The 26586-nt window shown below is 44.5% G+C and carries 21 protein-coding genes, 1 pseudogene and 1 riboswitch; of the genes and pseudogenes, 10 read left to right on the top strand and 12 right to left on the bottom strand.

The annotated features are described in order from the left end of the window. Window positions 1-33 precede the first annotated feature (33 nt). On the bottom strand, window positions 34-1290 hold the full coding sequence (locus BMX84_RS04250; RefSeq protein WP_091487514.1) for a class 1 isoprenoid biosynthesis enzyme: 1257 nt from the start codon (window positions 1288-1290) through the stop codon (window positions 34-36). A gap of 771 nt (window positions 1291-2061) precedes the next feature. On the opposite strand from BMX84_RS04250, the gene BMX84_RS04245 reads away from it, so the two are divergent. Next, window positions 2062-2286: a DUF6718 family protein gene (locus tag BMX84_RS04245; protein ID WP_091487512.1), complete on the top strand. Its 225-nt coding sequence runs from the start codon at window positions 2062-2064 to the stop codon at window positions 2284-2286. A 183-nt stretch (window positions 2287-2469) separates the two neighbouring features. Here the strand turns inward: BMX84_RS04245 and BMX84_RS04240 are convergent, their stop codons facing one another. Further along, a complete protein-coding gene (locus BMX84_RS04240; protein ID WP_091487510.1) occupies window positions 2470-3984 on the bottom strand; it encodes a PucR family transcriptional regulator in 1515 nt (504 codons plus the stop codon). A 248-nt stretch (window positions 3985-4232) separates the two neighbouring features. Between BMX84_RS04240 and BMX84_RS04235 the strand changes: the two genes are divergently transcribed. The 8 genes from BMX84_RS04235 to BMX84_RS04200 all read left to right on the top strand — a co-directional run bounded on the left by BMX84_RS04235 (window position 4233) and on the right by BMX84_RS04200 (window position 12541). Further along, window positions 4233-5429: a trans-sulfuration enzyme family protein gene (locus tag BMX84_RS04235; RefSeq protein WP_177165459.1), complete on the top strand. Its 1197-nt coding sequence runs from the start codon at window positions 4233-4235 to the stop codon at window positions 5427-5429. 105 nt (window positions 5430-5534) lie between these two features. Beyond that, entirely contained in the window at window positions 5535-6737 is a 1203-nt protein-coding gene (locus BMX84_RS04230; RefSeq protein ID WP_091487509.1) for a M20 metallopeptidase family protein, read from the top strand. A 51-nt stretch (window positions 6738-6788) separates the two neighbouring features. Continuing rightward, window positions 6789-7961 (top strand): M24 family metallopeptidase, encoded by a 1173-nt coding sequence (locus BMX84_RS04225; protein WP_091487507.1) that lies wholly within the window; start codon window positions 6789-6791, stop codon window positions 7959-7961. A gap of 220 nt (window positions 7962-8181) precedes the next feature. Beyond that, on the top strand, window positions 8182-9318 hold the full coding sequence (locus BMX84_RS04220) for a hypothetical protein (protein WP_091487506.1): 1137 nt from the start codon (window positions 8182-8184) through the stop codon (window positions 9316-9318). A gap of 111 nt (window positions 9319-9429) precedes the next feature. Then, entirely contained in the window at window positions 9430-10647 is a 1218-nt protein-coding gene (locus BMX84_RS04215) for an acetate/propionate family kinase (RefSeq protein ID WP_091487504.1), read from the top strand. Window positions 10648-10662: 15 nt separating this feature from the next. After that, window positions 10663-11043: a Rid family detoxifying hydrolase gene (locus tag BMX84_RS04210; RefSeq protein WP_177165458.1), complete on the top strand. Its 381-nt coding sequence runs from the start codon at window positions 10663-10665 to the stop codon at window positions 11041-11043. Window positions 11044-11080: 37 nt separating this feature from the next. After that, the gene (locus BMX84_RS04205) at window positions 11081-11941 is read left to right on the top strand and encodes a pyridoxamine kinase (RefSeq protein ID WP_091487501.1); all 861 of its coding nucleotides are present in this window, start codon (window positions 11081-11083) and stop codon (window positions 11939-11941) included. 181 nt (window positions 11942-12122) lie between these two features. Then, window positions 12123-12227: riboswitch (SAM riboswitch) on the top strand. Window positions 12228-12301: 74 nt separating this feature from the next. Continuing rightward, window positions 12302-12541 (top strand): hypothetical protein, encoded by a 240-nt coding sequence (locus BMX84_RS04200; RefSeq protein ID WP_091487499.1) that lies wholly within the window; start codon window positions 12302-12304, stop codon window positions 12539-12541. 1234 nt (window positions 12542-13775) lie between these two features. Here the strand turns inward: BMX84_RS04200 and BMX84_RS04195 are convergent. From BMX84_RS04195 to arcA, 10 genes and pseudogenes are all read right to left on the bottom strand, one after another. Continuing rightward, complete coding sequence (locus tag BMX84_RS04195; protein WP_091487497.1) at window positions 13776-14126, bottom strand: DUF2200 domain-containing protein; 351 nt, start codon at window positions 14124-14126, stop codon at window positions 13776-13778. 581 nt (window positions 14127-14707) lie between these two features. Next, a pseudogene (locus tag BMX84_RS04190) lies at window positions 14708-14824 on the bottom strand (DUF2200 family protein); the annotation flags it as partial. A 183-nt stretch (window positions 14825-15007) separates the two neighbouring features. Next, the gene (locus BMX84_RS04185; RefSeq protein ID WP_091487496.1) at window positions 15008-15484 is read right to left on the bottom strand and encodes a hypothetical protein; all 477 of its coding nucleotides are present in this window, start codon (window positions 15482-15484) and stop codon (window positions 15008-15010) included. A 359-nt stretch (window positions 15485-15843) separates the two neighbouring features. After that, a complete protein-coding gene (locus tag BMX84_RS04180) occupies window positions 15844-17742 on the bottom strand; it encodes a PTS fructose transporter subunit IIABC (RefSeq protein WP_091487494.1) in 1899 nt (632 codons plus the stop codon). Continuing rightward, complete coding sequence (gene pfkB / locus BMX84_RS04175) at window positions 17743-18666, bottom strand: 1-phosphofructokinase (protein WP_091487493.1); 924 nt, start codon at window positions 18664-18666, stop codon at window positions 17743-17745. A gap of 2 nt (window positions 18667-18668) precedes the next feature. Beyond that, complete coding sequence (locus BMX84_RS04170; protein WP_091487491.1) at window positions 18669-19412, bottom strand: DeoR/GlpR family DNA-binding transcription regulator; 744 nt, start codon at window positions 19410-19412, stop codon at window positions 18669-18671. 248 nt (window positions 19413-19660) lie between these two features. Further along, window positions 19661-21169, bottom strand: coding sequence for a YfcC family protein (locus BMX84_RS04165; RefSeq protein WP_091487489.1), 1509 nt, complete (start codon window positions 21167-21169; stop codon window positions 19661-19663). A 31-nt stretch (window positions 21170-21200) separates the two neighbouring features. Beyond that, the gene (gene arcC / locus BMX84_RS04160; RefSeq protein ID WP_091487487.1) at window positions 21201-22142 is read right to left on the bottom strand and encodes a carbamate kinase; all 942 of its coding nucleotides are present in this window, start codon (window positions 22140-22142) and stop codon (window positions 21201-21203) included. Window positions 22143-22217: 75 nt separating this feature from the next. Further along, window positions 22218-23231 (bottom strand): ornithine carbamoyltransferase, encoded by a 1014-nt coding sequence (argF, locus tag BMX84_RS04155; protein WP_091487485.1) that lies wholly within the window; start codon window positions 23229-23231, stop codon window positions 22218-22220. 31 nt (window positions 23232-23262) lie between these two features. Beyond that, entirely contained in the window at window positions 23263-24507 is a 1245-nt protein-coding gene (arcA, locus tag BMX84_RS04150; RefSeq protein ID WP_091487600.1) for an arginine deiminase, read from the bottom strand. 607 nt (window positions 24508-25114) lie between these two features. Between arcA and BMX84_RS04145 the strand changes: the two genes are divergently transcribed. Continuing rightward, on the top strand, window positions 25115-26515 hold the full coding sequence (locus tag BMX84_RS04145) for an ISLre2 family transposase (RefSeq protein WP_091487483.1): 1401 nt from the start codon (window positions 25115-25117) through the stop codon (window positions 26513-26515). Window positions 26516-26586 lie beyond the last annotated feature (71 nt).

Genomic DNA, 26586 nt, shown 5'->3' with positions numbered 1-26586 from the left:
ACAGGAAGAGCTTCTCTTCCTGTCCGTTTTTGTCTATTCATTCTTAAAAATTTCACTCAGTCTATTTTCCAGTTCTTTATAAAACGTCAAACGGACATGTGAAAAAGTCTCCAGTTCTTTATAGAGGGACTGTGTCACGCTCCCCGGACTTTTTCCGACCGCTTCCATCACCATCAAAAGAGTACACTGACTGATCACATCTTTCATACGAGAGAAAGGAACAGACTCCTCTGGCTCTCTCTTATTTACAGTAAAGATATACGTGATCAACCGTCGGATTTCCTGATCAACTGCTGCCTTATCCTTTTTCGAACTGAAGAGAGTCTGACTTCCCACTTCTTCATCCGTTTCTTTATCCTGCAGGTCATCCAGCAGCTGGAGGAAAGCCCCATAGTGAAAGGCAAAAGCCATCTCATCGCTCGTGAGTGTTCCTTTGACCAAATAGGCATCAGCCAGAACTGAGGTACCTCCTTTAAAAAAACTGATCGTCCTTATTTCCTCTTGGTCTAAAGACATCCCATTGCTTTGAAGTAGACTTTTAACTTGTCCTTCATGAATAAGCTGGATACTTTCAGTCACGAGGGGAAAGCGGGTCGGCGGAAAATGTGTGCTGATGTGTTCGACTAACGTGAAGATCCTTTGTTCCGCTTTATCGTTAGATGAAAGACGCTCACCGGCCAGTGCTTTGCCCAGACGCTGGTTGAAGTCGTCTTTAGTCTCGGGACTGATCATGGGATTATCCAGTAAATTATCGGTATAAGGATAAAGCATGCTGTAGGCATATATCGGCGGCGTCAGTTCAAGAGGAAGATTCCAGCATAACTGAAGGCTGTTCATGATCCAGACATTACGAAGAGCCTGAAACACTTCCTCGTGACTTAACTGGCCATCTTCTTTGCTGGCTTTAAAGATAAAGGCTTCAGCGACATCCAGATAACCCTGATCGATAAAGTGAGTCAGGAAGGGACGCTCGAACAAAAGATGTTCCGCATCGATCGCGTGCATGGTCCCTGTAACGAGAACCTTCAATGCATTCAATGTTGAAGCAGACAATTCTGAAGGAGCATCCCTATGCTCCTTTATTTCAGGAAGATACGGTTCGATGTCATCCAAAAGCTTATTGATCAGCTTCTTAAGACGCCGCTCATTCCAGAGCTTTTTCCATAAAGGAACCGTTTTGAATCTGTCGGCAGGGAAGGGTCTTTCTTTAGTGTATTCACCCACAGCCGAAGCCATCAGTTCGTCTATGGGAATGGTATTGTTTGTATGTAGATGGAGTGCATCGATCAAGATAAGGACCTCCTTGTGCCAGGTTTAGTCTAATTATAACGCTAAGTTTGGATAAATAGTATAGAAAGCGACTGTAGCATAGAAGTTAACGGATCTCGACACGAGAACTAGCACTCTAATATCTTTATGGTCCATGAAACCGGAACTCAGAAGAGGAATACGTTTTGAATTACCGTTATGTGTCTTCATATCCGTATCTCGGTGGGGCAATCGCGCTCCAGTTCAGGTTATACGTCTCTATTATCGGAACTCGGCAAGACTGTCATGCGCCAGTTCCTATTATATACCCCTATAGCCGCAACTCAGTAAGACGCCCACGCGTCAGTTAATGATATACATCGTTATAACCGATACTCAGCAAGAAGATCAAGCGTCAGTTCCAGTTATACGCCTCTATAACCGCATCTCACCAATACACTCACACTCGAGTTCCTGTTATACAAGCGTATAGCCCATACTCATCGGACAACAAGCCAGTGACTTCCGGAAATAGACGTCTATTTCCTTAACTAAAAAGCCAACTGAACACTGAGTCTTTGAAATACAGAACTTTTTCCTCAGATAGTTTTCATATCGAGAAGGGTAGAGATCCATAAACGTGCTTCAAACTGATTTTATTCATCATTTTGTTTATAAGTGTATGGATTAACCAAACAGAATAGCGTAAAATACAAATGTTGACATCTTTTGTACGTTGTTAACATGTATAGACCTTAACTAACTAAAGAAATAGTATATATCATTATCTACATAGAGAAAGGAAACTGAATTATGGCCTATGTTATAGCCAAAAAACACGGAAGAAACGGGTCCGTTGCTTATACATATGATTCAGCTGACATACAACTGATCAGCGACCTGGAACAGGAATACTTGAATCGCGATATTGATATCTTCATCACTTCCGAGATATGCAATAAAAAAGAATTTTTGCCCGTATTCAATGTGGGACATTTTGAATTGTTTATCGAATCGATCAAAAAAGTCCTGAAGTAAACGAATACTGACGCGCCAGTATATGTAAGCACTTCTGTAGAAAAAGCAAAAGCTGATCCTTGTCAGTTAAAACACGATGATCCTATTCCGCCACACAGGAGTATAGGATCATCGTGTTTTTCTTTATATACCTGTGCACTCGTTTATTTAACTATATACGAGTGACTCTTTAAAAATCGGCGTTCACTGAAACTTGCCCAGGAGCCTCAGATAATACTGAAGCAGGAATAAATCATCAGCGTTATTCAGAGACAAGGTAGTCAGTTCTTCAAATTTAGCTAACCGGTAAAGCAGGGACTGCCTGTGGATACTTAATTCACGTGACGATTCACTGGTATTCAAATTCGTTTTGATATACACGATCACTGTCTGGATGAGGTCCATGCCATTTTCGTTATAGCGGTCATTCTGTATGATCACATCCAAAAGGGCATAGGCTTGTTCGCGCACTTTATGGCGTGGTGTCATCTGGTTGATCAGGCTGGTGATACGGCTTTGCCTGAAGTCCAGACGTGAAATATTCAAGTCCAATGCTTGTTCCAGTGCGATTTTCGCTTTCCTGTATTGTTCCGGGAATGCATTTTTTTCTGACGTGCGTTCCGCAATGCCCCAGTGATATCTGAATGAGGGGTCCATTTCTGAAAGGACTTGTTCGATCTCATCAAGTAGAGCCGTTGTATCCAGCTCCGGCTGATTTTCCAGGAACAGAATAAATCTGTCGTTCTTGAAACTGATCATGGCTTGAATGTTTTTCTTCTGCAATAGAACGATTATTTTTTTCTCGATCTTCGTGATCATCGTGGAATGGTAATGGTCAGCCGCATGCCTATGCGAATGGATCTTCAGAAGCACACAGAAGTAGAGGGCATCCATATTGAAACCAAGTTGAACACCTTGATTCACTATCTCCGGTGTCGTGTCTTTTTCGATAGCCAGTTTCCAGACATAATCATTTTTAAGTTTCAAGCCTGTTATATTGATGACTTCCTCTTTTTCGAACCAGAGGGACAGGGGCACATTGATATAATGATTCAGAAGATCGATGTCGACTGGTTCTTCATCCGTATGGGGAGATTCAGCAATATATAAATAACCATACAATGTGTTGTTTACTTTTATTTCTATTTCATGAAAGGCTTCTGCATCGTCAAAGATGTAGCGGCCTTTTTCATTTTTGTGCTTATCCGTAATTTTGATGGAATGACCGGTCGTGACGGCAACACGTTCGGCCACATGTTCCAGCGATTCATCCATAAAATAGAGCTGAAGCAGTTTTTCCTGCAGCTTGATGCATGTGGATTCGTTATGTAAGTCCTTTGCTTTCAGTTCCTTTGTCACAGCCTCGATGACATCCGAAAAACGCACGTTCCAGGGAATCTCTATAAGCGGAAGCTGGTGCGCGTTCGCCAAGTCGATGACGTCCTGGTTGAGTTCTTTCTGTGAACCGGGTTTGAAAGAGAAGATGAGGGCAGCAGCCTTTGCCTGATAGACATCTTGTATGAATCGGGTCAGTTCAGCCGTATCGTCCAGGGCGGCCGCTGTCGAGATAACGATCTCGTTCTCACGTACAAAGCCTTCTACAGGAGGTTCCTGGACAGAGATATAATCAACCTTTACTTCTGAAAAATCTTCTGGTTCATTGATTACCGTGGCGTCTTTCAGGATGTCCATATCCATGATATCTTTAAGAGTTAACATTTTTTCCTCCTACAATGTGTAGTACAAACCGATTGATAATTCCTTCACTATTGTACGTTGATGAAGCGTTACCGTTAGTATATCATAAGGTTAATCAAAGAAACAAAGAGAAAAGAAAGCAGATGATAATGAACGAATCAAATTTTTTCATCAAAAGATGTAAGCGGAAACAATACTGACCTATCGATTTCGACAAATTGATAAACCATCACTACAAATTAAAAAATACGAAAATGGAGGAATAGAAAATGGGAATGAATACAGACTTGTTACATTCAGCACAAAAACACGCGGTGGTAGAAGGAAGCTACAAGCCATCAGCCATGACTCACGTGAGCCCGATCTATCAAACATCCACATACATACTGAAGGATTTTGATAGCGCCGTCCACTTGAACCAGAACGTTGACGAAGGGTATGTCTACACACGCTTTGGCGGACCGAACGCTGACGAACTGGAAAAGAGAATGGCTGTCCTTGAAAAAGGCGAAGCTGGACTTGCGGTCGCTTCAGGCATGGGCGCGATCTCCATCGCAGTCATGAGCTCACTTAAAGCCGGCGACCACGCAGTTATCGGCGACGTTATCTACGGCTGCAGCTACACCTTGTTCGCACAGGTCTTGAACAACTACGGGATCGAGATCACACGTGTCGATACAACAGATCCGCAGAACATCAAAGACGCGATCAAGGAAAACACGAAAGTCGTTTACGTGGAAACACCTGCGAACCCAACGCTTAAGATCACAGACATTAGAGATGTCGCTGACATCGTAGAAGAACATGAAGGCATGACACTGATCGTTGACTCAACCTTCGCTTCACCTTATCTGCAGAACCCGCTTACACTTGGTGCCCACCTGGTGGTTCACTCAGCTACGAAATTCCTGGCTGGTCACGGTTCTGTTACTGCCGGTGTGATTGTTGGCGACAAGAAACGCATCGACCGCTGCCGCATGCCATATCTTCAGACACTAGGCTCCGTCATCGACCCATTCGGTGCATGGCAGGTCACTCAAGGCATGAAGACGCTGGGTATCCGCATGGAACGCACGTGTCAGAATGCCATGAAGGTCGCCGAATATCTTGAGAAACATCCAAAAATTACGAACGTTTACTACCCAGGCCTTGAAAGCCACCCGACACACGAGATCGCCAAGAAGCAAATGCACGGCGGCTTCGGCGGCTTGATGAGTTTCGACCTGGACGGCGGCATGGATTCTGTCCGTACTGTCATGAACAACATGAAAGTCTTCAGCTTGGCAACAAGTCTAGGCAACGTTGACTCACTGATCCAGCACTCACCATCTATGAGTCACTTCGACATGTCACCTGAAGAAAGAGAAGCATCAAGCATCTACGACGGACAGATCAGAATCTCAGTCGGTATCGAAGATGTGGAAGACTTGATCGAAGACCTGGAACAGTCACTAGCCCTTATCTAATACAATCTAAAAAAATAAAAGCTGCTGCCTGGATCCTGTGTGACGCAAAGACTTACGTCATGCAGGCAGGCGCCAGTTAAAGGATATGACAGGAGGAATTTATCAATGGCTCAAAATGTCTTGGATTTAACTGTTTTAGAAGAAGAGATCCAGTCTCACCATGATGAACTGATCGAATTGCGTCGTGACTTTCACCGTCATCCAGAACTGGGGACGAAAGAGTTCCGCACCTCTGAAATCGTCGAGAAATACCTGAACGATTTAGGCATCCCGACTCAGCGCATGTTCAATACCGGTGTCGTCGGCTTGATCGAAGGACCAAAACCCGGCAAAACGATTTTACTGCGCGGCGATATGGATGCGCTTCCAGTAACTGAAGAGACAAACTTACCCTTCAAATCTGAAAACCCCGGTGTGATGCATGCCTGTGGTCACGACGGCCATACGTCTATGCTGATGATCGCAGCCAAAGTCTTGAAGAATCACCAAAGTGAACTGACAGGCAACGTCAAGCTCGTCTTCCAGCCAAATGAAGAAGAAGAAGGGGCCAAGTTCATGGTCGAAGAGGGAGTCTTGGAAAACCCTAAAGTCGACGCTGCCTTCGGTGTCCATCTCTGGTCTCAAGTCGAGAGTGGCAAGATCGGTATCCAGTCAGGACCCGTCATGGCAGAAATGTTCATCTTCAAGCTGATCTTGAAAGGTCGCGGCGGACACACGTCAGCTCCTCACGAAGCCAAAGATCCGGTACCGTGTGCAGCAAACATCATCACGTCGGCACAGACCCTGCAGACACGTGAGATCTCGGTTCTTGATCCAACGGTCATCGCATTCGGCAAAGTTGTTTCTGATGGTTCTTACAACGCCTTAGCCAATACGGTCACGATGGAAGGCACGCTGCGTTACCTGTACGACGGTGACGATGATACACCTCAACATCCACGCAAACGATTCAGACGTCTGATCGACGGGATCTGCGCCGCTCATGATATCGACTACGACATCGAGATCGTGCCAAGCAGCTATTCAGTCATCAACGATGAAGAAAGTGTCGCCTTCTTGAAAGAGCGTGTGCTGCCGAACTTCACGACAGCGGATCAGATCCAGCCTTACTTCTGTCTGGCCGGGGAAGACTTCTCTGAATTCATCAACCGCAACAACGTGCCTGGAGCCTTCGTCTTTATCGGTACGGGTGACGAAAGCAAAGGGACCACATATCCGCATCATGCACCAAACTTTGACATCGATGAAGATACGCTGATCACCGGCGTGAAATTCCATGTCCATTCAGCCCTGGAGTTCCTGAAATAATCTACAGCCTTAAACTATAAAAAAAATACGATTTAAAAGGAGTGCAATACAATGACAATGTTTCCAAGAGAAGAATTCATGACCCGTTTAGACAAAGTGAAAAAGAGCATGAAAGAGAAAGATATCGACGTCCTGCTCGTTTCAGATCCGGCAAACATGTGTTACCTGACCGGCCACAATGCCTGGTCATTCTACGTCCATCAGATGGTTCTGGTCGATGTGAACGAAGAAATGCCTTACTTCATCGGACGATACATGGATGCTTTCAGCGGCGTTGTGAAAACCACTTACTTAGACGAAGCGCATGTCCGTGCTTACAGTGACGATCATGTCCAGAGTCTGACGAAACACCCAATGGACTATGTCGCTAAAGTCGTGAAAGAACTGGGCTTGGACAAGAAAAACATCGGCGTTGAAATGGATAACTACTACTTCACAGCCAAAGCTTACGCTCAGCTGCAAAAAGGCCTGCCGGATGCCAACTTCAAAAACGGCGACCTGATCGTCAACTGGGTCCGCATCGTCAAATCACCAGCAGAAATCAAGCTGATGAAACGTGCCGGCAAGATCGTAGAAAAAGCCATGCAGGCAACGATCGACACCATGGCTGCCGGTGTGCGTGAAAACGACGTCGTTGCGGCTATCTACAACGCACAGATCAAAGGTACAGAAGAGTTCGGCGGCGACTATACAGCGATCGTGCCGATGCTTCCAGAAGGCGAAACAGCCGGCGCACCGCACTTGACCTGGTCGGACAAGAAATATCCAGAAAACACTGTCGTAGCGGTCGAGATCGCAGGCGCACACCAGCGTTATCACTCACCACTTGCCCGTACGATCGCGATCGGCGAACCAAGTGAAGAAGTGAAGCGTATTGCTGAAATCACGATCGAAGGACTGAACGCTGCCTTGGAGCAGTTCAAGCCTGGCAATACAGCTGAAATGGTCGAAGCAGCCTGGAACAAAGTGCTGAAGAAACACGGCTTCCACAAAGAATCACGTATCGGCTATTCTATGGGACTCAACTTCCCGCCTGACTGGGGCGAGCATACTGCTAGCCTGCGTCCGGGAGACAAAACGGTCTTTGAACCTGGTATGACCTTCCACTGTATCCCAGGCATGTACTTGGACAACTTCGGCGTATCGATCAGTGAGTCGGTCGTTATCACTGAAGACGGCTACGAAACACTGGCCAACTTCCCACGTAAACTGTTCACTGTTTGATCCTTGACACACACCTAACGTTTTAAATCAGCTGTTAAGACCGTTCTCAGCAGCTGCCTGACATTAAAAGCAAAAACGCCCATAGCGGTCACATCATCCTGCGGTGGGCGTGCTTTTAATCCTTGAATACTTTGGAGGCAGATCCTGCGAGAGGTGTCGATGATCGTGCTTGTTTGTTAAGAGAACGTCAAACCAAACGAAAGTTAAGGGGAATCAAGCTATGGAAAACAAAAAAAGAAGTGTACGACCGTCCTTCGTTTTCGGCATGACGGGTGCAATGATCGCCTATTATATCGGTGCTTCAACAGGGACAGGACAGGAGTTCTTCCAGTCATACGGCACACACGGTGTCATGGGGATCTTGGGCGTGATACTTAACCAGATCTCGATCGCAGCGCTGGCCTTTGCCGTCATCTTCGTTGCTAAAAAACACAAACTGTCAGAACCTAAAGATGTCTTCATCTGGTTCTTAGGGAAGTATGTCGGGACAGCCGTTTACTATTACACCGCAGCCTTCGTCTTTTTCACTTTGCTCCAGCTCATATCGGGGACCGGATCGATCGTGAATCAGTTCTATGGTCTGCCTTATATTGTCGGCTCCGTTGGACTTGTCCTGCTTTTGATCATGTCGGTATTGGTCGGCTTCAAGAAAATGATCGATATCATTAGTAAGATCGCACCATTCATTCTGATCGCTATGGTTCTGGTATTCGTTATCAGCCTGATCGATCCAGCAGACGGTATCGCGGGCGGGTCAGAATTCATCCTGGCAAACGATGAGGTCTTTAGAACCAGTGATTCATGGCTCGTATCGACCGTTCTGCATCACTCGTATCTGATCTTATTCCTTGTTCCTTATTTTGTCAGCACCTACACCGTCGACCCAGATGCCTCTAACAAAGAGACAGTGACCTGGCTGGCCGCTGCATTCATCATCCTCGCACTGCTTACAGGTTTGATGATCACGTCTCAAGTCGCCAACATCAGCTTAGTCATCGGCGCAGCTGCTCCAAACGTGAGTGTCGCTATGGCACATACACCACGACTGGCTGTCGCTTTAGTCGCAATGATCGTCGCAGCATCTTATACGACGACTGCACCGATCGCTTTGATCGCAGCTGATTACTTCGCGGAACGCGGAACAACAAGGTACAAAATGATCGGGATCGCCATCATCCTGCTTGCTTTCGGGATCAGCTTCCTCGGATCTTACGCTCAAATCATCAACGTACTGATGTCTGTCTCAGGACGCATCGGCTTAGGCGTTTATGCCGTCGCTATCGTCTACAGACTGTATGTGTTGGTCACTTCCAAAAAAAAATCAGCGAAAGCCGTCAAAGTCGTTAAGAAAGCCTAAGGCAAACACATAGATCAGATAAATAGGTTTAAGCCAGAAGAGGAATGAACGTTTATCTTTTCTCTCTGGCTTATTCTTATTCAAAGATCAGTCCATAAGGAGATCATAAAAATGAAAAAAATACTATCGGTCAATGCAGGCAGTTCCAGCCTGAAATTTCAGCTGTTTCTTATGCCAGAAGAAAAAGTCATCGCCAAGGGTCTGATCGAACGGATCGGTCTGAGCGAGTCGATCATTTCCATCGACTACCTGTCTGACGGGGAAGAGAAGACCTTCAAGCAGACGAAAGACATCGCTAATCATGAAGAAGCTGTCGATCTCTTGTTCAAGCTGTTTTACATCCTGTCAGTCGTTAAAGACAGCAGCGAGATCAAGGGGGTAGGGCATCGAGTCGCTTCAGGCGGCGAACTGTTCCCGGATTCCGTCGTGATCACGGACGACGTCGTTCATCAGATCGATTCACTCGGCTATCTAGCACCTTTGCATAACCCGCCGCAGGCTAAAGTGATCAAAAGCTTCAAGGACATGCTGCCGGACACACTCATGGTCGCCGTCTTCGATACGTCCTTCCATGCCACGCTGCCTTCAGAGAACTACCTTTACAGCATTCCTTACGAGTACTATGAAAAGTACGGCGTGCGCAAATACGGTTTCCACGGAACGAGTCACAGTTTTGTTGCGAAACGCGCAGCAGAGCTCCTTGACAGACCGATCGAAGACTTGAAGATCGTCACCTGTCACTTGGGGAACGGGGCATCCATCGCTGCAGTCGACGGCGGACGTTCGGTCGATACATCAATGGGCTTCACACCGCTTGCCGGCCTGACCATGGGAACGCGTTCGGGAGACGTCGATCCGTCGATCCTGCCGTACTTGATGGAGAAACTGGATCTCACTGAGGTCGATGACATGATCAAGATCCTGAACAATAAATCCGGTCTCTTAGGCCTGTCAGGCATCTCCAGCGACATGCGCGACGTTGAAACAGCTGCCGCTTCCGGGAACGTCCGGGCCAAACTGGCTCTGGAGATCTTCGTCAACCGTGTTCAAAAGTATATCGGCAGCTACATTGCTGAGATGAACGGGGCAGACGCCATCGTCTTTACCGCAGGCATCGGTGAGAATGCACCGAACATCCGCGACATGATCATCAGCGGCCTGTCCTGGTTCGGCATGACGATCGACACGGTTCAAAACGATACGCGAAAAGAAGCCGTCATTTCCACTGAAGATTCACGTATTACCGTACTGAATGTACCGACAAATGAAGAAATCGAAATTGCCCGCCAGGTCGAACGCCTGGGCGCACGTACAAAAATATCTAACTAAAAGGAGTTTTTTATCATGAAAAGATTATCTGCTGAAAAGGGACCAAAAGCGATCGGTGCTTACTCGATCGCTACTCGCGTGAAAGACATGATCTATACCTCCGGCCAGCTCGGAATGGATCCAAGTACTGGGTCACTTGTTGACGAAACGATCGAAAGCCAGACTGAGCAGGCGCTTAAAAACATCAAAGCCATTTTGGAAGAAAACAACAGCGGCATGAACAACATCATCAAGACCACAGTACTTCTCGATGATATCAGTGATTTCAAAGCCTTCAACGCTGTCTATGCTGGATTTTTTGAAGAAGGCCAGTATCCGTCAAGAACAGCCTTCGAAGTCGGAGCGCTTCCGATCGGTGCCAAAATAGAAATCGAAGTCATTGCCTTAACCAACTAGCTACAAACGAAATATTCGAGGAACAGGAGATGAAAAAATGAGTGAACAAGTGTTAGTGATCAACGATCTGCCGGGCGTCGCTAAAGTGGCCGGCATGTCCAATCTGCCTATACTGGAAGCGGCACAGTTTGAAGTCGCGCTGCTGCCGACTTTGCTGCTGTCGACCCATACCTTAGGCTATCCAGGCATCGTCAAGCACTATTTAAATGAGTCGTTTGACGCGATCCTGGCTCACTGGAAAGATCTGGATATCCAGTTCAAAGGGGCGCTCACCGGTTACTTTGCCGACAGCAGACAGATAACGACCGTGATCGATTACCTCGATTCACTGGAGCGTGACATGCCGGTCATCATCGACCCGATCATGGCTGATTTCGGCAAGCTGTACGCTGGTTTCAGCGAAGATTTTCCAGAGAAATTCCGCAAACTCGTCAAGTACGCGGACATCATCGTCCCGAATTTGACCGAAGCCTGCCTGATCACCGATTACCCGTATTCAGAAGACCTTGGGCCAGAAGATTACCCGAAAATCGCTCAAAAACTTTGTGACCTGGGAGCTAAGAACGTCGTCTTGACGAGTGTCTATCAAAACAAAGACAAACGCGAGGAAGAGACCGGCTACTACATTTATACAGAAAACAGCAAGCCCGTCTACCACATGCACGGGAAAGAAGACGTGTGGTTCAAAGGGGTCGGTGACATTTCAGTCAGCTTCATCACGGCGTATTACTTATTGGGTTATTCAGTCAAAGAAGCAGTGATAAAAAGTTCTGACTACATTGAAAAATCACTGCGTCACAGCACGACCGTCGAGCGCGATCAAAATCTCGGCATTTATTTCGAGCTGGTCATTCCAGAATTTGCGAACGAGATCGATGAGATACGCAAAAGCCTTTAAATCATGCAGACAGCTTTACCCTGCAGTCTTCCGTTCAAAAGCGTCTCTTGAGCTGGAAGAGGAGAGGGAGGAGGGGGGAGAAGAGGAGACTCTCTTTTTTTCTTTATCTCGGAGCGGCTCACAAGTCATAAACGTTGACAAATCAATGTTTTTAGAGTATCTTTAAGCTAATCACATAAACACCTTATCTAGAGTAAGCGGAGGGAATTGGCCCTGTGAAGCTTCAGCAGCAGACCGCATGCGGCACTGTGCTAAATCCAACAAGAGAAATCTTGGAAGATAAGTCCAACGCCTTTCGGCACGACTTTATTTCAAGTGGTGCTTTTTTTGTGGTTAACATTCAGAAAAGGAGTTGGTATCATGTGTTTAGATGAACGCATCAATCATGTACGCTATGCTTTAGACCGACGCGAGACGCTTTTAAAGTCAAAAATCGACCGTCGATTTCCGGTATCCGTTTTTGCTGTTTACAGACGCGTCTCTAAAGTTGAAAAATTGCGGGACGAACTCAGTGAAATCATGCAGTGTTCCTTAGATGACTACAGTGACGCACTGAAACGTCTGGAAAACATCGAAGAAGCATTATACGGCGTGCTGTAATGGCTGTTAAGGTCTAGGTGTCAGCCAGTCTGGCTGAAAACGGCTTAGAATGCACGTCAAACCGTCTCAACGACTCAGTTTATAGCTGATCGTCGCTGAGACGGTTTTTTCTTAGCTGATGATTGATCGACTGATATAATTAGTCGCGATTGCTCAGATTATTTAATTGTGGTCAAAAAGATCAATGCTTGAAGAATAATCAGTTTACGGTGATGTTCGAGAAAAATATAGTATAGCGAATTATCTGGAAAAAAAGTTAGAAACCACGACAACTAAAGACTACGTTGAATCAGTTGATAAGATGAGCGAGCAGCACAGCTCAAAATGTTTTCAAGTCGTCTAAGATTCAAGACCGTCTGGAAAATTAAATCTCTGCCGGACAGACTTGATCACGATAAAAACAGATAAATCAGTAATAAATACGCGATCAATTCCAAGTGAAGAAAGTTTAAGGGAAATAAAGCAAAAAATAGGGGATTTAATCAAGAAATAACGTATCTTGATCGCTGGTTTCATTTTCTTTGTTTTGGTTTACATAATATATATTATACCAAGTAGATTATATGAGACAAGCCTCTCTCAGGATCAATATAGATCAAATTCAAGTCTCTCTTGATTCCGTTCTGAATTGATTTCAATTCAACCTGATTTACAGCTGTTTTATTTAAAAATTATGTATGCTTTAGTTTTTTCTGTCTATCGTATCATTTCAAACTGCTAATTTTATTTTTATAATTTTCTATCGTAATAATTTCCATCTGTCGCGTTTGTCTCGCTTTGCATGACTTCGGATTCAATTCCATCATTTCAGCAAGCTTTACAAGCTGATTTCAGTTCGATCCACGTATGATTAGCCATCATCGTTTCTTAGAATCGTCCTGAATATCTGCGCTGATCCGTATTTTTCTAAATGATCAGTTATTTGCTGCTCGCTGGGATTAGCTGTATTTTTTTGATTTCACCTTATATACACGTCTTAAACTTTTCCTCGACTGATCAACCACACGTTCTTTATTATTCATTTTAAAGCTTATTAGTAAACCTTACTGTCATTTAATCACATTACAGCCACGATTCTTCTGTTTATATTTTTTCACCTTTAAATCGTAATAATTACGATTTGCACTTTATTCTCTCTGATCAACCTATTAATAAATTAAACCTTAAAAACTATAATTAGAAAAAGATCATCCGCGGATGATCTTCCTTATCTAGCCCTTAACAAATCATACTTCTAGTCTCGTTTAATATTTTCGAACTTTTTACCTCTTGCCAGTTCGTCGATCAATTTGTCTAAATAACGAATTTCCTGCATCAGCGGATCTTCTATCTCTTCTACACGAATACCGCAAATAACACCTTTTATTGACTTGCGTGCAGGATTCATGTGCGGCGCTTCAGCAAAAAATGTCTCAAAATCATTCTCTTTTTCCAGCTGTTCTTCCAAACCATCTTGTGAATATCCTGTCAACCAGCGAATGAGTTCATCCACTTGAGCCTTTGTTTTATCTTTTTTCTCAGCTTTTTGAACATAGTTTGGATAGACTTTCGCAAAACTCATGGTGAATATTCTGTGTTTAGCCATTAATTTTATCTCCTTTCCTCTTAAATCATTGCTGTTTTAGTGATCCTGGACTTGATTGTACTTTTGGACCGTCGCTATTTTTTAAACTGGTATGTATGACTTATACTCAGCCTGAACAGTCGTCACTGTGTCACTATTGAGCCAAAATGACCAAGTCACTGATAGCTAAGGTATACGTCTGTCTCTCTATTACAGAGTCCAGATGTCTCACTCAGATGGTTCATTCCTCCCCAGTGAACACTTTTATCTCTGGAATGTCGCGCTCACTGTGCCTCATAACCACCAGTGGACACTTTTATCCCGAAAATGTCGTACTTACTGAGCCTCATAACCACGAGTGAACACTTTTATCCCTAGAATGTCGTGCTCGCTGTGCACCTTGACCACGAGTGGACACTTTTCTTATTAGAAAAACAGCAATGTCCGTATGCTGCATGATCTCCTGTTTGCTGCTATTCTTATTGCAGCAGACATTTCATTCACCATAAGCCAAATACGTCGCTTGAACAAGATAATAAAGCAAGCAGCACAAAGCTTAACAATTACAGTTTGTTTTGCTTGCTTTAACCTTCTTATTACCCTCATAGTATTTTCTCTATAGCTTTTTCTTTAGCCAGTTCATCGATCAGTTTGTCCAGTTGCCGGCTCGCCAGTATGATCGGCTCTTGAAATTCTTCGACACGAATACCACAGATGACTCTTTAGTCTCTTTTCGAAAAAGATTGTATTTAGGGATAGCACCGTAGTGTAATAATTTCAAATCAGTCTCCTTCACCCACTTTATCTGATCACAGAAAAAGTCATAATATTAAAGGGATGACTGAAAGCCTACTCCAATCCGATAATTTAAACACTTCTGAAGTTAGGCCTTCACAGTCAGGTTATTGCAGTTCGGAGATTTTAGTGAAGACGAGTGAGAAAGTTGCCTGGAGCGTTTCTTCAGACATTTCTTCGTTATATAAGCCGAACCCTATTCTCGTTAACAGATTTTTATCCTCTGTCCGATAAAGTCCCGATATGTAACTAACTCCTTCTTCCCACCCCCATGATTCCCTGCTGTACTCTAAATCTTTTTCTGTGAAGGGAATCGTGCTTTGCGCAGATGTAAAGAAAACTGGGATCTCACTATTTAAATATGTTTCCGCATGCTGTTCACTTGAAGCCTCTATCAGTTTATCTTCCATGATAAAAACGGCATTGTAGGAGTCGATTTCATCTTCAGCAAGATCGTCAAATGTGATCTCCTCGAACTTGACGTGTTCTTCAACGACATCCGGTTCTTCCCCAATCACGGCAATTCTAAGGGATCCTTCTGTATAGGTTTCAAAATCCGGATCATTCAAAGAACAGGCAGTCAATGTTGCAGCTAATGCAGATATGATTAGATATCTTCCTAAGTTTTTAATGATTTTTGCCTCCTATATATGGTTGGCTAACAGAACGTCTATGACTATTCCCCAATACCTCCAACAGATTAAACATATATTTATTATATGCTTTTAATACATTTCAGTCAATTTCCTTATATAAAACTACTGATCCTTACTCATAATACTCCTTCATTTTACCATACATCCACTTCTAACAACGTTTGTTTACGCCTCTTCCCTAACCTTCGTGCTGACTCAGTGCCCAAAATCGCCGTCACGAACATTTGTTCATATTCTATAAATAAAAAAGGACTTCTCCAAAGAGAAGCCCTTTTCCACTACAATCCTTAGTTCATATCACTTGCTGTAACGTTTTTCTTTGTATCTTCAACGCGAGGTTTCCATAAGCCCATAACGACTGCTGTAATAACGGAACCGATGAGTAACGCCACAATGAACAGCAGTGGATTCTCTCCGATACCGACAACGAACAAACCGCCGTGTGGTGCCGGGATAGAAACGTTCCATAATTGAGTCAGTCCGCCACCGATGGCCGCACCTAAGATAGATGAGCCGATGACCCGCAGTGGATCGGCAGCAGCGAATGGAATCGCTCCTTCAGTGATGAACGAAGCGCCTAAGACAAAGTTGGATAGTCCAGACTGTCTTTCAAGGTCAGTAAATTTAGACTTGAATAATACTGTAGAAATCGCGATTGCAAGTGGTGGGATCATACCACCGACCATGACGGCTGCCATCAGTGCGCCCTCGCCTGTATCTGTGAAGATACCGATCGAGAAAGCGTAGGCTGCCTTGTTCACAGGACCGCCCATGTCTACAGCCATCATACCGCCCAGGACTGCGCCTAAAACGACTGCATTCCCTGTTCCCAGGTTGTTCAGGAAGTCCAGCATCGCATTATTGATAACAGCGAAGAATGGACCGATCAGGAAGAACATCAGTAAACCGACAACTAATAGACCCAATACTGGATAAAGTAAGATCGCTTTAAGACCTTCAAATGTTTTCGGTACATTTCTGAGCATCTTTTTGATCCAGTTCATGACATAACCGGCAACGAAACCGGCGACCAGTCCACCCAGGAAGCCGGCATTACTGTTAACGGCTAGTAAACCGCCTGCCATACCAGGAAGTAATCCGGGACGGTCAGCAATACTGTAGGCAATATATCCAGCTAAAATCGGAATGAGGAACTGGAAAGCCGACCCTCCGATAGAGTTCAGTGAGGTAAAGAATACACTGTCAGATCCTAATAATGATTCAAATAAGAATGATATGGCGAGTAAGATACCCCCACCGACGACGAAAGGCAGCATGTGAGAAATCCCGTTCATCAAGTCTTTATAAACTGATTGCCAGACAGATCCACCTTCATCCGTTTCAGATGAACGTTCTGCACTGTAGCTCTCTCCAGAATCAAACACAGGGGCATTGCCTGTACTGGCTTTTGTGATCAGCTCTTCCGCTTTTTTGATCCCGTCAGAGACTGGACGCTGAACTAAAGGTTTGCCGTTGAAGCGAGCCATGTCTACCTTCTTGTCTGCGGCGACGATGACACCGTCCGCTCGTCTGATTTCATCTTCTGTCAGTTTGTTCTTGGCCCCGTCTGTTCCGTTTGTTTCCACACGGATCTCGACGCCCATCTCAGCTGCTTTTTTCTTCAATGAATCTTCCGCCATATAGGTATGGGCGATACCCGTTGGACACGCGGTGACAGCGACGACGAATTTCTTGCCTTCTTCATGGGCCTGCGCTTCAGTCACCGTTTCTTCTTCTTGGCTTTCGTCAAAGATCATTTGCACGTCTTCCGGCGTCTGAGTTGTTTTCAAAGCCTGGACGACATCTGCATCCACGAGACGTCTTGATAGTGAAGCCAGCACTTCCAGATGCAAATCGTTCCCGCCTTCTGGTGCAGCGATCATGAAGAAGATCTCGACCGGCTGTCCGTCCAAGGCGTTATAATTCACTCCGCTGGATGATTTTGCAAACAAGACGGCCGGTTCTTTGACCGCTTTGTTTTTCGAGTGAGGCATGGCGATACCGTCGCCTAAGCCTGTTGACGTCTGCGCTTCACGGGCCATGATCCCTTCTTTAAAGGTATCAAAGTCACTCACAGCTCCTTCATCCACGAGGCGTTTCACCATCTCGTCGATTGCGGATTCTTTTGTTCGTGCCTTCAGATCCATGATCATCAAGTCTTTTTTCAGGACATCATTTATCTTCATTTATTTTTCCTCCCATTTTTCAATTGTGATTTGTGGTAAGAGTTTATCTATGTCTTCCTTTTTAGCCAGATCTTCCTTGAACGCTGTCGCACTGCCGCAGGCCAGGCTCATCTTGAAGGCAGCCAATGGATCGCCATTTTTCTGGTATTCACCAATGAATCCGCCGATCATGGAATCTCCGGAACCGACCGAATTGACTAGCTGTCCTTTTGGAGGGGCACTGTAATACACGTCATCGCCCATAAAGAACAACGCACCGTCTCCGCCAAGAGAGATGATGGCATATTGGGCGCCCGCTTCCAGCATTTTCTTGCCGTAAGGGACGATATCTCTTAAACCATCCAATGTCACGCCATACAAGTCTTCCAGTTCATGGATATTCGGCTTGACTAAGAGCGGGTTCTGAGCCAATGCCATCTGCAGTTCTTCACCGGTCGTATCGATGATGAAATCGGCTTTTTTGCTTTTCACATGATCGATCAGACGCTGGTAGTAGTCCTCTGACAGACCTTTGGGTTTACTTCCGGCGATAACGACGAGATCATCTTCAGAGAGTTTGTCCAGCTTGGTGTAGAAATGCTGACTGTCCGCTTCGGTCACGAGTGGCCCGTCATCGTTGATCTCTGTTTCCTGTCCGCCTTTGATTTTCACATTGATGCGTGTATCGGCATCGATGTGAGTAAAGTCTGTCTTTACACTCTCGTCATGCAGCTGTTCGATCAGCAGTTGGCCGATGTGTCCGCCAACAAAGCCAAGCGCCACATTCGTTGTATTCAGTTGTGTAAGGATTCGGGATACGTTGATGCCCTTACCTCCGGGAGTTTTCTGATCCTTCTCGATCCGGTTCAATTGACCCAGTTTGATCGGGCTGTTGGGGTAAATAACGTAATCGATCGAGGGATTCAATGTTACTGTATAAATCATTTTTATGCCTCCATTATTCGAGTATAGTCTTTCAAACGCTGCTGTTTGTCCGACAGGTGATTGGTGATGACCGTGCATTCATCGATATCTGCCACTTTCGAGAAGCTGACTTCATCCAGTTTTGATACATCCACCAGGACATACGACTGATTGGACTGTCTGATCGCTTTTCTCTTGATGGCTGCCTCTTCCGTATCAGGGGTAGTGAAGCCTTGAGTGATGTCGACCCCATTCATGCCCATAAAGGCTTTGGTAAAGTTCACTTCATCCAGTTGCCGTTCTGCAATCGAACCGATGACTGCTTTTGTCCGCTGTTTGATTTTCCCTCCCACTAGAATAGTCTCGATATTATAGTCCGTTAATAAAGCCGCATGCGGGACACCGTTGGTCACGACCGTAATATTTTTTCCTTCAAGATATGGGATCATGGCATAGGTCGTGGTTCCGGCATCCAGGTAGATCACATCAAAGTCATTGACCAGATAAGCAGCCAGCTGACTAACTTTTTCTTTTTCCTGCATGAATTTGACCGTTTTTTCATCCATCGTCGGTTCATCCACCGGTTTGCGTTTTTTCCTGGCGCCGCCGTGTATGCGAACGAGCTTGTCCTGATCCTCCAGCGTCGTCAGATCACGCCGGATCGTTGATTCTGAATGCCCCAGCTTTTCGACCAGTTCCTGGACCGTCAGCGTATTTTTCTGTTCAAGCTGCTCGAGAATAAATGAATGCCTCTCGTCTGTAAGCACTTTCTTCACCTCTTCCACTGAATCTTATCATAATCACTCTTAGAAATCAATCATTATCGTTCTTAAACATTCAAAAACGTTCATTTTTATTTATCATCTTATTTTCAACCACAAAAAAGACCCCCGACACGACATGGCTGCCGCATCAGAGATCTTTTCGTTCTATTCGATTACTTATGAATTAGTGATTCATCGTACTACCCTAATCTACCTTGAGCAGTATTACTGATGCACTCATGAACCAGGTTTTAAAAAATCAGGACACCCAGTGCCATGAGGATACAGGTCACGACGAAGATGATGCCGATCAGTTTAGCAGTGAACTTCCACCAGGTGGTCAGTTCGACACCGGCGATCGCCAAGGCTCCCATGACGACACCTGAGGTCGGAGTGATCAGGTTGACAATACCACTGGCTGACTGGAAGGCAGTGACAACGATATGTTCGGCAACACCAACGAATGTCCCCAAAGGTCCCATGATCCCCATCGTCGCAGAAGCTAAACCGGACGTTGAAGGGATGAGGAATGACAATGGGATATAGAAGATATACGTCAGCACGGAGAAGACGACTGGCGACAAGCCAGATAAGGTTTCTTCACCAAAGTGCAGAATGGTGGCTGTGATCATGCCTTCATTCATGATGACCTGGATCCCGCGGGCAAGCGCCACGATCAGGGCAACACTCAAGAGGTCTTTTGCACCATTGACAAAGCCTGAAACGATATCTTCTTCAGGCACGCGATAAACGATACCGATGATGATGGCCATGGCAAGGAAAAGCATCGTGATTTCAACGAAATACCAGTCTCCCAGAGGCACCATCTGCTGGCCAAGGACTGTTCCGATCACCGGAAGACCCATCAGCCAGGCATTGAAGTTTTCAAACATCGTCCAGTTTTCATTAAGCAGTGTCCATGGAATAAGTCCAAGGACCATCAGAATGAAGGTCAAGGCAAACAGGAAAATAACGATTTTCTGTCTGGTATTCATTTTTTCATTGGTATCTTTTGGCTTGAATTTCTTCTTGTTTTCTTCGTAGTCTTCTGATACCATCGATTTTTCTCTGTCTTTCTGAACTTTTGTGGCATAACGATAGACATACGCTGTCGCTATGGCATACATCACCACGAAGAAGACTAGACGGAGAACGATCCCGTTACCCGGACTGATACCCAAAGCCTGCGACGCTACCCCAGTGGCGAACGGGTTGACTGTCGACGCAAGCACACCGACACCGGCACCCAGGAGTATCACGGACACAGCAACGAGCATATCGAACCCGACAGCGATCATGACGGGAATGATCAATGGATAAAAGGCCAGTGTTTCTTCTGCCATCCCGTATGTGGTTCCACCTAAGGCGAAGATGAACATCAAAATAGGAATGAGCATTTTTTCACGTCCGCGGTTTGCACCGACGACTTGTGCGATAGCTGAATCTAGGGCACCCGTTTTATCAACGACGCCCAAAAATCCACCGACGACTAGAATGAACAGCGACACTTCGATCGCTCCCGGTGTGGTGTCTGTCCCAAGCATCCCTTTGACGGGAGCCATGAAGATATCCCACAGGCCCTGAGGCTGATGTTCAGTATAAGCGAATGTGCCGGCAATGATCTCTCCGGCTTCATTCACTTCATAGCTGCCTGCCGGGACGAACCAGGTAAGGATAGCCATGATAACAATAATAATAAATAGTATGGTAAACGATGATGGCAAGGACATCAATCTATCTTTGATCTTATTCTCTGACATGTTAAACCCTCCAACTCATTATTTTTATTCTTTAACGCGTGATTATCGTACCACCACTTTCTGATATTGCTGCCTCTATGTTTTCCAGCGACGTGATGATCGCTTTCCCTTTTGGATTCCCTTCAACGAACTTGATGGCTGCTTCCACTTTAGGGAGCATGCTGCCGGCAGCGAACTGCTTCTCATCGACATATTTTTTCATTTCATCCACGGTCACCTCGTTCAATACTTTTTCATCCGGTGTGTGATAATTGATCATCACATTATCGACCCCGGTCAAAATGACCAGCAGATCAGCTTCTATGCTGACTGCCAAGGTTTCTGAGGCGAAATCTTTGTCGATCACAGCTTCTACACCGATATAGTCATCATTCTGTTTGATGACCGGCACACCGCCGCCACCAACAGTGATAGGGATGATATCGTTCTCGATCAGCGTCTTGATCACTTTGACTTCTTTTATATCGATGGGTTTAGGCGAAGGAACGACTTTTCTCCATCCACGGCCTGCATCTTCAATGAATTTAGCTCCGGTTTCTTCCATCTGTTTTTCAGCTTCCTCTTTAGAAAGGAAAGGGCCTACAGGTTTTGAAGGGCTCTTAAAAGCAGGGTCCTCTTCAGATACTACGACCTGCGTCACGATCGAAGCCACTTCTTTGTCTATGCCTTTGGCTTTCAGCGCTTTAGCCATGGCAGACTGAAGCCAGTAGCCGATGCTTCCCTGTGTCATGGCAACACAGGTATCCAGAGGCATCGCCGGATTCTTTTCGCTGTGTGCGGCTTCCTGCTGCAGGAGGAGATTGCCCACTTGAGGACCGTTTCCGTGTGAAACAGCGATGGCATCCCCATTTTCAACAAACTGAACGAGATACTCAGCGGTATGTTCCAGTGCTTTCTGCTGAGCCTTTGCGGATGAATCATTCGTTAAGATAGCATTGCCGCCCAAAGCGACAACGATTTTTCGTTTTGACAAAATGATCACTCTCTTTCATCGATTAATTATAGTCAAATAAACTGACCGGACTGACCAGCCAGTTTATTCGTTTTTTTACACGCGTGGAATAAATAAGTTGCCCAAAGTTGCGGCCATGATGGCTTTGATGGAATGCATGCGGTTTTCAGCCTGGTCGAACTGACGGGCATGCTTGCTTCGGAAGGCTTCGTCTGTGACTTCCATTTCGACTTCGCCAAATTCTTTTTCAACCATTTTCCCGTATTCTGTTTCTGTATCATGGAAAGCTGGCAGGCAGTGCAGGAGGATAGTATCCTCTTTGCCGGTGGCGTTGATCATATCCATATTGATCTGATATGGTTTAAGCAGGTTGACGCGTTCTTCGAATTTATCTTCTTCACCCATGGATACCCAAACATCGGCGTATAAAGCATCGGCACCTTTCACGCCTTCGTTCACATCGTCAGTGATCAGGACTCGGCTGCCGGATTTCTCAGCATATTCTTTGGCCAGATCGACGAGTTCTTCATCTGGGAAGAGAGATTCAGGTGAAACGATGTGCACATTTACACCCAGGATGGCTCCAGTGATCAATAGACTGTTGGCAACGTTGTTACGGCCGTCACCAGTATAGGCTAATGTCAGGCCTTCCAGTTTGCCGAAGTTTTCCTTCAGCGTCAGATAGTCCGCGATCATCTGTGTTGGGTGCCATTCATCCGTCAGACCGTTCCAGACTGGTACGCCAGAGTGTTCAGCCAGAAGTTCCACGCTTTCCTGTTTGAATCCACGGAACTCGATGCCGTCAAACATACCGCCAAGTACCTTAGCTGTATCTTCGACCGATTCTTTTTTACCGATTTGAATGTCGTTCTTGCCTAAATATTCAGGATGTGCACCCAAGTCGATGGCTGCCACGGTAAAGGATGAACGGGTACGTGTAGAAGCTTTTTCAAATAAAAGAGCAATGTTTTTCCCTTCCAGGTAACGGTGAGGGATGCCTTTTTTCTTCATATCTTTTAAATGAGCTGAAAAATCGATGAAATACATCAATTCTTCTTTAGTGAAATCTTTTTCCTTTAATAAGCTGCGTCCTTGAAATACGTTTTGCATAGTGTTTCCTCCTAATAGTTTTTCTGATTTTTTAGTTTATATCTTTTCTGATCAGTGGCATGCTCATGCATCGGGGACCCCCACGACCTCTGGATAATTCACTTGACTCCACTTCAATGACTTTGACCCCTTTTTCTCTCAGCAGTTCATTTGAAACATAGTTGCGGTCATAAGTCACTACGACGCCCGGTGCGATTGCCAAAGTATTGGATCCGTCGTTCCACTGTTCTCTAGGTGCTGCGATCGCGTCGCCGCCGCCACACTGAATCAGTTCGATGTCATCCACGCCTAGTGCATCTTTCAGCACTTTACCCAGATCCGTTTCATGCGTGATCTTGACCTTCCCGGCTTCATCTGATTTTTCCAGGATATAGGTGTCGATCGAACCGTCAAATTCCAGGATGCCCGGATGAATCGTAAATTTATTATGATCGATCATTGTGAATACTGTGTCCAGATGCATCATGGCCCGCACATTCGGGATCTTGATAGCCAGGACTTTTTCGAATGAAGCACCCTTCTCAAATAATTCAATAGCCAGGTCTTCAACAGCTTTTGCTTCTGTTCGCTGAGAAATACCGATAGCCAGGACTTTATCATTTAAGACGAGTTCATCTCCGCCTTCCATATGAGTCGTCACATTGCGGTCCCGCCAGATATCGGTGCCGCCGTCTTTGAACCTTGGGTGATGTTTCATGATCGTTTCAAGGAATAAGGTCTCACGCTTACGTGCCTGATAGGTCATGTTATTGATAGTCATGCCGTTGCCCATTGAGGCACCCGGATCACGAGTAAAGTAAAGGTTAGGCATTGGATCCATGTAAAACGGATACTGATGACGGTCACTGATATCTGCCAGGTGGTTGGAGTCTACTTCTACTTCGTTCTTACGTACCCCAGCCATGATTTTTTCGACCATTTCCAGAGTGTCCATAGACAGCAGATAATCCTTGAGCACTTTATATACATTCTTGGAAGAAATACCGGATTCATCCAGCATCGTTTCCACAAAGGATTCTTTCGTGTCGGATGCATCGATGGCTTCCGCCGATAATTTTTCAAGGTATAAAACTTCTACACCGTTTACTCTTAATGTTTCTGCGAACTTGTCATGTTCTTTTTGAATGACGGGCAAATGTGGAATGTCATCGAAAAGCAGGCGTTCCATAATATCAGGGGTCAAATTTTCAATTTCTCTGCCCGGACGTTTCAAAAGGACAGTCTGCAGTTCACCGATTTCTGAAAAGACGTGAATTGACTTCTTGTTCGTTTCCATTGTATTCTCTCCTGTCTCGTTAGATATACTTTCTGTTTCAGTCGTTGACTTCACTCTCGTTCCTCCTTATTTGCTTTGATACACATATGATAACACTTACAAAGGGCTTTGTTAACCTAATGGTAACGCTTCCCAGCTCTTCTGAAAGGCTGTTTTTGCATAATAATTTAAATAATGAATATTTAATGGTACATAACAGGAATACTCATGTATACTTCTATATAATATACAAAAAATATTAATTTTAAATTTATACTAATAAATTTATTAAAAAATTCACAATTTTAACCATGGTTTTATTTTGTTCATTATTATCAAATTATCGCGATCGACGTTAAAATAACCATACTGATTTGCTCGATTATTTTGATCCTCCTTTTTATGATAGCTCAACTCCTCCTTTTATCATACCGTGCATAACTATAAACCTCAATTAATACGATACAGGGATATATCACATTCTTTTCAGCAGGTAAACGCGTTTTTTAACTTTCAATGAGTTAGTGTAAAATAGTTCTCGGTTAGTGATATCATTTCGTTTTCTAGACAAAAAGAAACGAGACCTTTAATCTAGTAGTTACCACACCAGTAGAAAAGAGGCCTCGTTATGAATCATATAATATCACAAATAGTTGAACTCTGGAAGAACGAAGAATCTGTTATTGATATAGAAAATAATTTAAACCTTTGGTTTCAAGGTTGGAATGAATGGTTAATGCAGCATGCCATAGAGAGAATAGATAAAGAACTTTACCAGCAGTATAAACATAAAGGCTGGCATGTAGACAATATTGAACCTCGAACTGTTCAATTTGTATTTGGTAAGATCACTTACTATCGGAGACGACTAAGAAAAGAAGGGAAACCATCTTTTATTGCTTTGGATGAAGCCTTAGGCTTACAAAAGTATAAGCGCTACTCTCCCAACACTCAAAAGGTTATGGCTCAATTGGGGGCTAATATGCCTTATAGACAAGCCAAAAAGTCTCTTCTGATAAGTAGTTCTGTGACAGCTAGCCATTCTACCATTCACCGTGTAACGCAAGAGGTTGGAGAAAAGGTTCAACACTATCTGTCTAAATATAACTATAAATCAAATCTTCCTAAGACTAAGCGAAAGAAGGTAAAAGCATTATATATTGAAGGTGATGGTTTGCTTGTCAAAGGAAGGCAAGGCGACTCCCCGACCATTCATCGCGTCATCGTACATGAAGGTATTGATAAAAAGAAGCAGAGACATACGCTTATAAACAAAATGGCATTTTCAAGTTTAGATTCTAGTAAAGATGCTTTTAAGCAAGCTGCTCATTACTTAAATCAAGTCTATGACTTGAAAGAGACACTTGTCATCACAAACAGTGATGGAGGAAGTGGATATGAAAAAGATAAATTTGACACTATCGTTGGCTATTGTCATCGGCATGAACATTTTAGAGATACCTACCACGTCTATCGAAAATTAAAAGAACGTTTATCTTTCGATAAAAAAATGGAAGGATTAATGATAAAGGCTGTAAAAAAACATGACTGGTCATTAGTGGAATCCGTTTGTGCAACAGCTGAAAGCAGATTGATAGACATACCAGAAGAAAGCAAAGCAATACGTAAAGATCAAATTGAAAAACTGAAAAAATATTTGTATAGAAATTGGGAATACATCAAAAGCTTTAAACAACGTGATCTCCCCCTGTCCGATGGGACAGGCGTTTGTGAAACTGGACATCGTGTGTATAGTTACCGGACGAAAAGGCAGGGACGTAGTTGGACAAAGTCAGGTGTAGCTAATGTCGTAGCATTACTAACAGCAGAACAAAACAGTCTTCTGAAAAAAGCTTTGTCCACAGAAGTTGATTCTATCGTTGAACCGTTAGGTGAAGATCTTAAAGGAGCAGTACGTCAGGCTTTGAAAAAGCCTCGTTCAACTACACGCACTGTTCAAACTGGGAAGATATCCAACTATGGCCCTGTGAGTAGCTTCATTGGAAAATTAGGCCGGGCATTTTCCTAAAAAAGTTAATATAACATACTTTCTGTTTAATTCTACTAGTTAAAGGTTACCGAGAAAAACTTGACGCATAC

The organism is Alkalibacterium putridalgicola, from assembly GCF_900109825.1.
In the GTDB taxonomy this organism is placed as follows: domain Bacteria; phylum Bacillota; class Bacilli; order Lactobacillales; family Carnobacteriaceae_A; genus Alkalibacterium; species Alkalibacterium putridalgicola.
This window is presented reverse-complemented; position numbering and strand designations above follow the sequence as displayed.